Source organism: Gelidibacter pelagius (assembly GCF_017581925.1).
In the GTDB taxonomy this organism is placed as follows: domain Bacteria; phylum Bacteroidota; class Bacteroidia; order Flavobacteriales; family Flavobacteriaceae; genus Gelidibacter; species Gelidibacter pelagius.
Window position 1 is genome coordinate 1 of the sequence record NZ_JAGEVG010000019.1, and the last position, 9838, is coordinate 9838.

At 36.3% G+C, this 9838-nt stretch carries 10 protein-coding genes; all 10 read right to left on the reverse strand.

Annotation, left to right across the window (positions count from 1 at the left end; translation table 11 throughout):
* Positions 1 to 83: 83 nt before the first annotated feature.
* The 10 genes from J4051_RS15040 to tamL all read right to left on the reverse strand — a co-directional run bounded on the left by J4051_RS15040 (position 84) and on the right by tamL (position 9759).
* Positions 84 to 980 (reverse strand): sterol desaturase family protein, encoded by an 897-nt coding sequence (locus J4051_RS15040; RefSeq protein WP_208234706.1) that lies wholly within the window; start codon positions 978 to 980, stop codon positions 84 to 86.
* 304 nt (positions 981 to 1284) lie between these two features.
* Complete coding sequence (locus J4051_RS15045) at positions 1285 to 1842, reverse strand: transposase (protein WP_208234707.1); 558 nt, start codon at positions 1840 to 1842, stop codon at positions 1285 to 1287.
* Between the two features lie 1028 nt (positions 1843 to 2870).
* Positions 2871 to 3683, reverse strand: a complete 813-nt coding sequence (locus J4051_RS15050; RefSeq protein WP_208234708.1) for a purine-nucleoside phosphorylase — start codon at positions 3681 to 3683, stop codon at positions 2871 to 2873.
* Positions 3680 to 4354: a TIGR04282 family arsenosugar biosynthesis glycosyltransferase gene (locus J4051_RS15055; RefSeq protein WP_208234709.1), complete on the reverse strand. Its 675-nt coding sequence runs from the start codon at positions 4352 to 4354 to the stop codon at positions 3680 to 3682. Before J4051_RS15055 ends, J4051_RS15050 begins: the two co-directional genes overlap by 4 nt.
* A 280-nt stretch (positions 4355 to 4634) precedes the next feature.
* The gene (arsS, locus tag J4051_RS15060; RefSeq protein ID WP_208234710.1) at positions 4635 to 5687 is read right to left on the reverse strand and encodes an arsenosugar biosynthesis radical SAM (seleno)protein ArsS; all 1053 of its coding nucleotides are present in this window, start codon (positions 5685 to 5687) and stop codon (positions 4635 to 4637) included.
* A gap of 224 nt (positions 5688 to 5911) precedes the next feature.
* The gene (locus J4051_RS15065; protein WP_129017385.1) at positions 5912 to 6247 is read right to left on the reverse strand and encodes an arsenosugar biosynthesis-associated peroxidase-like protein; all 336 of its coding nucleotides are present in this window, start codon (positions 6245 to 6247) and stop codon (positions 5912 to 5914) included.
* A 114-nt stretch (positions 6248 to 6361) separates the two neighbouring features.
* Positions 6362 to 6841: a nucleoside deaminase gene (locus J4051_RS15070; protein ID WP_208234711.1), complete on the reverse strand. Its 480-nt coding sequence runs from the start codon at positions 6839 to 6841 to the stop codon at positions 6362 to 6364.
* A gap of 11 nt (positions 6842 to 6852) precedes the next feature.
* A complete protein-coding gene (locus J4051_RS15075; RefSeq protein WP_208234712.1) occupies positions 6853 to 7176 on the reverse strand; it encodes a type II toxin-antitoxin system PemK/MazF family toxin in 324 nt (107 codons plus the stop codon).
* On the reverse strand, positions 7167 to 7412 hold the full coding sequence (locus J4051_RS15080; RefSeq protein ID WP_208234713.1) for an AbrB/MazE/SpoVT family DNA-binding domain-containing protein: 246 nt from the start codon (positions 7410 to 7412) through the stop codon (positions 7167 to 7169). The genes J4051_RS15075 and J4051_RS15080 overlap by 10 nt, the downstream gene beginning before the upstream one ends.
* A 64-nt stretch (positions 7413 to 7476) precedes the next feature.
* A complete protein-coding gene (gene tamL, locus J4051_RS15085; protein WP_208234714.1) occupies positions 7477 to 9759 on the reverse strand; it encodes a translocation and assembly module lipoprotein TamL in 2283 nt (760 codons plus the stop codon).
* Positions 9760 to 9838: the final 79 nt, after the last annotated feature.

The following is a 9838-nucleotide window of genomic DNA, read 5'->3' on the forward strand; positions in this document are numbered from 1 at the left end:
AAAACCTTAACACTGAATGTTGACAAGGGTTTGGAAGAGTAAAAAAACTCCAAAATAAGCGAGAAATTAAAGGTGTGGTAAGTCTATTCCTTTTTACTTCCTGGTTTTATCGGATACATGGTTTGCTTGACAAATGTTTTTGGAAAATCGTCTTCGTCATGAAATCCAAGTTCAATATCCCTTCCATCATGTGGTACATGATGTGTGTTGAAAATATAATCCCACAGGCTTAAAGTTAATCCGTAGTTCATACCATACTTTTTATGCTCTGGTAATTCTTTAACATGATGCCAGATATGCATTTTCGGATTGTTGAAAATGTATTTCAACGGCCCGTAATTCCATCCTAAATTGGCGTGGTTCAAATGTCCAATCACGATGGAGAAAAAGTAAACAATGGAAACATCCTGTACATTGAAACCTCCAATTATGGCAACAGGGATGTATAATATAGAATTATAGACCACTGGTTCCATCCAATGGTAGCGCAAATGTGCGGCAAATCCCATTTCTTTAACGCTGTGATGTACTTTATGGAAATTCCACAACCACGGTACACGATGCAATAAGATATGAGTATTCCATTGAACAAAGTCGATGATCAAAAAGAAGATCAGTAACCCCAACCATTTTGGTAATTCGCTCACACTAAAAATCTGTAAACTATCTACATGCCAACCAAAAAGGCCAAGGATATCATTGAAGAACTCTGCCGTAGTATTGGAGAGAGCAATGAGTACAATCAAATTCAGTAAGAAGAAATTGAAGAACATATAAAAGGTATCCAACCAAAAATCCTTTCTGAATATGGATTGGTTTTTGCGCCACGGAAACATAATTTCCAATAGCCAAACCACTAAGGAAATCACGATTAAACCATAAAAATAATTGTCCCAATGGTAAACGTGCGTTAACTCATATTTGAGATAACGCCAATATCCAGAGTAGGATTTTAAAATAATGTCGATGTATTTTTCCATACCTCATTCCTGCGAAAGCAGGAATCTCATAATTTAAACGTTAAAAACACCTTTCTTCTGAAAGGCAAATTCCAAATAACTTATACTATAGTCGTATTTTTAATAATTGCTTACGCATATTTCCTTGTCCCAAAATATGAATGTCGTTTGCTGACTTCACAGCGCTTTCTGCTCTAAATAAAATCTCTGAATTTTCATTTGAAAAAATTATTGATGGCTTATTGAAGCTTTCAGGTTTCACCATAGTTTTAACAAGTTTAGTTGGGAAACCTTTCAGGTTTTCAAAACCTGACACGTCATAATTCTATTCTATATATAATTTTTCGATGTCTTTATTCATCAAAAGCTTTCTTTGTTTATGAACATATTCAAAATTTTTGAGGTTGTCGAACCAAGAAATTACCTCTTCTCTTTTCAGTTTAGTCGCTGAATTTGATAAAAATGAATTGTAAGAAGAATATGGATACTTTGAGAAATCAATGTTCTTATTATGATGCTCAGGATTCAGATGAATATATAAAACAAGTGATCTTAAATAATCTTCTTTATTTATCTTGATTCTTTTAAATGGTTTTTGAAATATACTTCCAGTTCGATGATATTTTAAATTCATGGCTTTGGTATAAGCGTTAAATAAATTTGAAAACTGCTGTGAAGGGTATGATAAATTGTCATTAATTCTCAATAACAAATGGAAATGATTAGGGAGAAGACAATAACAAAATATACTACAATTTGGCTCTATGTGTTTTTTAAGAAGTTTTAGAAAATACAAATAGTTAGCATGTTCAAAAAAAATGTCTTCTCGATTATTTCCTCTATTATAAATGTGATAGTAATGACTCTCTTCAATTCTTTCCATTATGCTTCAATTTTTTCCATTATGAAAGATTTAATTAAACAAGACCTTTCAGGTTTTGAAAACCTGAAAGGTAAACCTGAAAATACTTTACAAACTCTTAATCGATTTCCTAAACAATAAAATCATATCCGGTTCCGTAAATTCCTGCGCAGGCAGGAATCTCATAATTCAAACGATTAAAACGACTTTCTTCTAAAAGGTAAATCTCATATGGTTAGTATTATAGTTGTATTTTTAATAACTACTTACACATATTCCCTTTTCCAAAAATATGAATTTTGTTTTTCGATTTTACGGAGTTTGCGAAATGCTGTTTGAATTCAGCCGATAAACCTTTCAGGTTTTTAAAACCTGAAAGGTCTCTGCCTTAAATATTTTACAAACTCTTAATCAACTCACGAAACAACACAATCATAGCCGGTTCCGTAAATTCCTGCGCAGGCAGGAATCTCATAGTTCAAACGTTAAAAATACCTTTCGTTTGAAAGATAAATTCCATATAACTTGTATTATAGTCGTATTTTTAATAAATGCTTACGCATATTTCCTTGTCCCAAAATATGAATGTCGTTTGCTGATTTCACAGCGCTTTCTGCTCTAAATAAAATCTCTGAATCTTCATTTGAAAAAAATTATTGACGGCAAAGCCTTCAGGCTTCACCCAAATTTTAACAAAGTTTAATTGGGATACCTTTCAGGTTTTTGAAACCTGAAAGGTCTCTGTCTCGGATATTTTACAAATTTTTAATCAACTCTCGAAACAACACAATCATATCCGGTTCCGTAAATTCCTGCGCAGGCAGGAATCTCATAATTCAAACGATTAAAACGACTTTCTTCTAAAAGGCAAATCTCACATGGTTAGTATTATAGTTGTGTTTTTAATAATTACTTACTTACGTCTATTCCCTTTTTCCAAAAATATGAATTCTGTTTTTCGCTTTTACGGAGTTTGCGAAATGCTGTTTGCATTCAGCCGATAAACCTTTCAGGTTTTTGAAACCTGAAAGGTCTCTGTCTCGGATATTTTACAAATTTTTAATCAACTCTCGAAACAATACAATCATATCAGGCTCTGCTTTTTCCGCCATGGCAATAATTTCCGAAATATCTACAGGTTTCAGATTGCTTGGATCACATTCATCGGTCAAAACTGACACTGCTGCTACTTTTAATTTTAAATGATTGGCCACAATAATTTCAGGGACCGTACTCATTCCAACGGCATCCGCACCTATGATTTTTAACATGCGGTACTCTGCTCTTGTTTCCAACTGAGGTCCGACTACACTTGCATAAACACCTTTGTGAAGCGTGATGTTGTGGTTTTTGGCAATTTGCTCAAATTTGGAATTGATTTCCGCATCATAAGGAGCACTCATATCCGTAAAGCGCTCACCCAAATGTTCTACACCTTTAAACGCCAAAGGTGAACTTCCTTGCAAATTAATGTGATCTTCAATGAGCATCAATTCTCCTTTCTTGAAATTGAGATTGATCGCTCCGGATGCATTGGATACCAAAAGCGTATGAATGCCCAGTTTTTCCATAATGCGAACAGGGTAAGTCACATCTTGCAGTGAATAGCCTTCATATATATGAAAACGCCCTTGCATGATGATGGCTTTTTTATCTTCTATAATTCCGTAAATCAACTTTCCTTTGTGAAATTCAACCGTTGCCGTGGGGAAATTCGGAATATGGTTGTAGCTGACTTCGTGAAGGATTTCTACGGCATCGATCAATTGACCCAATCCGGTACCGAGGATAATGCCGATTTCTGGATTTTCAAAGCCCTTCTTTTGTAAGTACTCTGTAGTTTCGTTGATGAATTTTATCATTTTATATTGTGAAATTTTTTAAGTTGTTTATAATGTCTCATGTCTTCAAAGGTATCGATATCATTCAATTCTTTCAACAAATGGACGGTGCAATTTTGAAGGTCATTCAATGTGTTTTTCAGAACTGTCGAAGTTCCCCATTCTTTATTTTTAAAAACTTGGTGATACAGGTTTTTCATTCCCAAGAGATAATACCCACCGTCTAATGCTGGTCCAATGACCACATCATTAAAATCGAGTTGTACAAATGCAGTATGGACGATTTCGGCATCCAAGTCCAAAAGATCACTGCCGATAATAGCGACTTTTTCGTAGCCCATTCCAAACAATTCTACAAAGGCATTTTCCATCCGTTGACCTAAATCGTCGCCATTTTGCAGTTTTTTACGAAAAGTTCCAATGTCCCAAAGGTCGTCCTTTATTATATTTTCAGAATAGAAGACATAGCGATCAGCTTTGACCTCTTTTGCAATTGAAGCGGTATGATTTAAAAGAAACTTATAGACTTCCAAAGCATTTTCATCTCCAATAGTTTTTGCCAATCGCGTTTTGCATTTACCCAATTCTGGATTGCGGGTGAAAATGATCAGTGCTTTTTTAGAGGTTGGAAAATGGAAATCGGTGACCATTTCATTATCGCCATCCGTATCTTTTTTGGAAAGTAATGCCATGTGTGGGAGTTCAAAATTTAATGTTCAGAATTCAGAGTTCACGCCTTTGCTTCGATGTAGACGGGAAAACAAAGTTCGGGAAAAATGGTTGAAAAGAGATGGGAAGGATGTTGAAAATGAAGTTCAAAATGTTTGTAAAGTGTTTGTTCCTAAATAAATTTTTAAGCACTTTAAATTTCCCTGATTAGCGTTGACCGTTATTCTTCAAAAATCAACATTCTCCAATCGTTAATCGTTAATCAAACTTCGTCTCTATCCTCTACTCACTACCCACTAAAACCTACGTCACACTCCCCTGACAACTACTTCCTGCACCAGCCGTGCAACCATAGCAATGTTGAGAAATCATAATCGTTCTTCCTTCTAAAAGTTCTTCGTTATAGTCTGATATATGTTTGACTTTGCTGTTTACTGGCAAATTCAGCATCTGGTTGAAATCGCAATCATACAAATAACCATCCCAAGAAATGGAGAGGGTATTGGTACACATCACACTTTTTACGGTTTGCGGATTGTAAGCTTCTATCAAAGCGTACATATAATCTTCGTAGTTTTCAGAAGCTATCAAATAATCCAAAAATCGGCTGATTGGTAAATTGGTGATGGTAAATAAATTATGAAAATTGATTTCGAAATCGTCCAATAAGGCTTTTTTAAAGTCTTTCTCCATACTGGCTTGATTGCCCGGTAAAAATGCCCCAGACGGATTATAAACCAAATCCAGTCGCAAGCTACTATCTGGCATCCCATAACCAACGGCATTGAGTTCTTGTAAGGCTTTTATTGATTTGTCAAAAACACCAGTACCACGTTGTTTGTCCGTTTTTCCTCTAGTCCAGTGTGGCATGGAAGAAATGACATGGACGTTGTGCTTTTTGAAAAACTCTGGTAAATCGTAGTATTTTTTATTGGCTCTGATGATGGTCAAATTGGAACGCACAATAAAATCCTTAACGCCAACTTTTGAAGCTTCTTCTACAAACCATCTGAAGTCAGGATTCATTTCGGGTGCGCCTCCGGTCAAATCTAAGGTATGAGCTCCCGTGTTTTTGATGACTTCGAGACATTGTTGCATGGTTTGCCTGGTCATGATTTCCTTACGGTCTGGACCGGCATCCACGTGGCAATGCTCACAAACTTGGTTGCACATATAACCAACGTTGATTTGTAGAATTTCAAGTTTTTTTGCTTTTAACGGAAATTGTCCCGTCTCAGCGATTTTATCCTTGAATTTTGGTAAATCTCCATTTTGAAAAATTCCATTGGATAAGATTTCGAGCTGTCTTTTACTATTTGCTAATTCGCTATTTCTTTTATGTAGGGATTTAATCATTTTTAAGTTCTAAATTTAAAGTTCCAAATTCAAGATTCAGAGTTCAAGTTTGTCCAAAGTTAACAATTCAAGGTACAATGTTCAAGGCGTCAAAATTCGAAGTTCTTTAACTTAGAAATTCTGTCCATCGTCATCTGTCTTAAGACTTTTTTTTAAAGATCCCGATGAAACATCGGGATGAGCGATTCACACAATCCGATAAAATATCGGGATTGGTTCTCTGCTCACATCTCTAATTTGTTGACTTTATTCATCATTTGCACACCATGCACCAAGGTTGCACCACCTTTAATAGCAGCGCCAACATGTAAGGCCTCCATCATTTCTTCTTTGGTAATACCGCGTTGCAAGCCATCTTGAGTGTAGGCGTCAATACAGTAAGGACATTGCTCGGTATGGGCGACCGCTAAAGCAATCAATGATTTTTCACGAGCGGAGAGTTTTCCTTCTTCGAAAACCTTAGCATAGTAATCGAAAAATTTGTTGCCAAGTTCTTCACTCCATTCAGTAATCTTTCCAAATTTCTTTAAATCTGCGGGATCGTAATAGGTTTTTTGCATCTGTTGAGTTGTTAGTTGAACTTATGAAAAAGTATAAGTTACCAGTTTAAGTCGAAGAACATCACTTATGATTACATCTTCAACTATTTAATTTTTAAATCTAAGCTTAGGGAATCAATAGACGGTTTTATCGTCTTTGGAACTCCATTTCTGAAACGGTTCCAAGGCTATATCTCGTGCTATTTGTTCAAAAGGAATACTCCGTTTATTATAGGGTAATTCAATTTCCTTATAAATAAATGCGTCATCAAAATCAATATCTGCTGCATCTTGGTGACTGCACCCATAAAAAACTTTGTCTGGTCTGGCCCAATAGATGGCACCAAAACACATCGGGCAAGGCTCGCAGGAGGTGTAAATCTCGCAACCTTCCAATTGAAAGGAATTGAGGTTTTTGCAGGCATCCCGAATGGCGATAATCTCTGCATGTGCGGTAGGATCGTTATGGGAAGTAACCTTATTGTTACCGCGACCTATGATTTTTCCGTCCTTTACGATGACACACCCAAACGGACCGCCTTCGTTATTATCCATGCCTTTAAGTGCGGCATTAACCGCTTCAAGCATAAATTTATTTTTGTTTTCTTTGTTCATATATTGGCTTATTAATCTACAAAAGTCTCCTTAATAATGGCTTTACACTTGGTGATTTCTATTGAGGTCAACGTTTCAAAGGTCTTGATGATTCTAATTTTATCAATAGTTCTGATTTGATCAATGGCAATCATTCCTTTTTTTTCATTGTGTTTTACCGAAACTCTTGTGGGGTATTTTTTTAAACTTGTGGTTATTGGAGCAATAGCGATGGTATTCAAATAGGTATTCATTTCATTAGGTGAAATAATAACGCAAGGTCTGGTTTTCTGAATTTTACTTCCAATTGATGGATCCAAATTGACCAAAACAATCCGATATTGATTTAGTTCCATTCTTCAAAATTTTCGTCCTCAAAAACATCGTCGATTAACAGCTTGTCGCCACCTTGAGCATTCATTTCTTTAAATGCTTTCTCCCATCCCTTTCGTGGCGCTTCAATTGGTCTTAAAATTATTTGGTCATCCTCAAGGATCAATTGCACTTTGTCCTGAATATTATATTTTTCCAGGATGGTCTTGCTCAAACGAAGTCCTTTTGAATTTCCAATTTTTATGATTGCTGCTTCCATAACTTTAAAATGTAGTTACAAAGTTATTACATATTAAATCGTAAAGCAACACTTATGGACGATATTAAAACGGATATCCAATCGCAAAGTTCAAGATAGGATTACTCACGTCAAAGTTAAAACGTTCTCCTTTTTTGAGTGAAGGATCATGGAAAGGCGCCGCCAAATCAAAACGGATCACAAAGCTCTGGATGTCCACACGAAGTCCGACACCGGCTCCCATGCCTAGTTCACTTATAAAATCTTTAGAGAATTTGTCCTTCCCTCCAAATGTTGGATTTTCTTTGGTGTTCCAAATATTTCCTGCATCAGCAAAAACGGCACCTTTTAAGAAAGAAACTATTGGGAAACGATATTCAAGATTGGCTTCTAATCTGATATTGCCTGTTTTGTCGAAGAAGTTCTCGCTGGTATTGTTAGGGTCTTCTTCAGCATTATAAGTCCCAGGACCCAAAGAGCGGATCCTGAAAGCTCTAACGCTATAAGGTCCACCGGCATAATATTGTTTTACAAAAGGGATCACATCAGAGTTGCCATAAGCCATTCCGTAGCCACCAAAGATACGGGCGGCAATAGTTTGTTCTTTTCCGAAGTTGAAGTGATAACGCACGTCGATATCTGCTTTGGCATATTGTGCATATTCCATACCAAGGAATGTTTTTGGGGCGTCAGGACCTTCATCTTTTCCAAATAGGCTGATAGAGTTTCCGGCCACATCCAACATAAAGTTCAGATATTTTTGATGCGTTTTTTGTTTATCGATCATCTCATTATAAGTGAACGAATAGGTCAGACCTGAAATAAACTGCTGTTCAAAACTGCGTTTCAAAAAGGGATTGTCATTTAAAATAACCTCAAACTCAGGAGTGGTCTTCATAAGATCCGTATAACTCACGGAGATCGGGTTGATTTCATGGGTCACATATCTGTTGGCATCCCACACGTAACCAAATAATGCGGTTCCTGATAGCAGGGTATATAATTTTCTCCGATCTTGGAAATCAATGCTCACTGAAGTTTTTGTTTTTGGAATGGAATACTTGAAAAAATCATCATTGATTTTTATAGGGAAAATGACCCTCGGAAAAATTAATTCGTTCTTCAAACCAAGTTCCAAGCTACTGTCTCCTGATGTTTTTCCGCCTCCCAATTGGGCTTCATATCCTATTTTTGCTGTTGTATTATAAGTTTCGCCACCTCCAAATACATTGCGATTGCTATAGGTTAATTCCAATGCTGGCCCTGTAAAGCTGTTGGATTTAGTCACTACCTGTAACGCCGCCGAAAAAGCGCGTTTGTTTAATGGCGATAAATAAATATTGGCTTCCAAAAGCCCTAAACTGTCCGTTACCAAGGTATCAACTTCTCTATATTGTATGTTGACAAATTTGTAGGCACCAATGGTTGATAATCGTCTTGCCGTATTTCGTGAGGTTTCTGGGTTGTAAAGCTCACCCTCTTCTAATTTTATAAAGGGATCTAAGTGCTTTGGCTTGAAAAAAACTTCTTTCTGAATGAAATTTTTCTCTTTAAAGCGAATCGTATCGACTTGGATTGAATCGCCCGTTTCATAATTTGGGTATACGTTGACCCGAGAAATTCTATAAGGAACTATAGATTTTTTGGGTACTGCCTTCTTTAATTTGAGGAACAAATCGAAGTGTTTGTTGTCATAACGATTGGTATCTGCTTCAAAAATCAAAAAACTTTCGTTGAAATTGTAATAGCCTAGCCTCTTAAGATTTGCATCAATGCGAAGACGTTCCAGTTTCATCTTATTCAAATCAAAGCGCATCCCTTTACTTAAAGGTGACTCGGTAACCAAGGAGTCAATTTCTTTGTGGATTGGAGCAGGTAAGGAGTCCAATTGGTAGGTTTCCATCCGGTAAGGCTTAGGTACTTTTACAGTGTAAACAACTGATGCTCTTTTATCTGATTCTTCAAACTCTGAGGATGCTCTGCTATAGAAAAAGCCTCTGTTTTCAAGACGATTAAGGAGTAGATCTTGAACTTCAAAGGTTTCCACATCCGATTGATATACCGGTTTTTCTCCAAGTTTTTTGTATAACCAACGGTTGATGAATCCTGGCTTTTCCTTTTGATTTTTATAGTAATAGTAGAGTCCAGGATACATGCCCAACAGTTTTGAATTGGGTTCAGGAAGCATTACCGATTCCAGTTCTGTTCTTAAACCCGCTTCATTTCTAATGACAGAATCAGAGACAATGGTCAGTTCTGCGCCAGTGTACAAGCGTTCGTTTTCAGGAATGTACTTGGCAATACTGCAGGAGTAAAAACTTCCGAATATGAAGAGTGAAAAAAGGATGTATTTTAAATAGAATTTCAAGGTGTTCTTTGTTTATGGTTTTCTCAGTTCCTAATATGATTTGAATCTGCTTTTGATAGCTTGTTTGATTATTAGAACA

Excerpts from the sequence above, each read along its gene's own strand:
- J4051_RS15040 (WP_208234706.1), bottom strand. The coding sequence starts at position 980 with ATGGAAAAATACATCGACATTATTTTAAAATCCTACTCTGGATATTGG.
- J4051_RS15045 (WP_208234707.1), bottom strand. The coding sequence starts at position 1,842 with ATGGAAAGAATTGAAGAGAGTCATTACTATCACATTTATAATAGAGGA.
- J4051_RS15050 (WP_208234708.1), bottom strand. The coding sequence starts at position 3,683 with ATGATAAAATTCATCAACGAAACTACAGAGTACTTACAAAAGAAGGGC.
- J4051_RS15055 (WP_208234709.1), bottom strand. The coding sequence starts at position 4,354 with ATGGCATTACTTTCCAAAAAAGATACGGATGGCGATAATGAAATGGTC.
- arsS (WP_208234710.1), bottom strand. The coding sequence starts at position 5,687 with ATGATTAAATCCCTACATAAAAGAAATAGCGAATTAGCAAATAGTAAA.
- J4051_RS15065 (WP_129017385.1), bottom strand. The coding sequence starts at position 6,247 with ATGCAAAAAACCTATTACGATCCCGCAGATTTAAAGAAATTTGGAAAG.
- J4051_RS15070 (WP_208234711.1), bottom strand. The coding sequence starts at position 6,841 with ATGAACAAAGAAAACAAAAATAAATTTATGCTTGAAGCGGTTAATGCC.
- J4051_RS15075 (WP_208234712.1), bottom strand. The coding sequence starts at position 7,176 with ATGGAACTAAATCAATATCGGATTGTTTTGGTCAATTTGGATCCATCA.
- J4051_RS15080 (WP_208234713.1), bottom strand. The coding sequence starts at position 7,412 with ATGGAAGCAGCAATCATAAAAATTGGAAATTCAAAAGGACTTCGTTTG.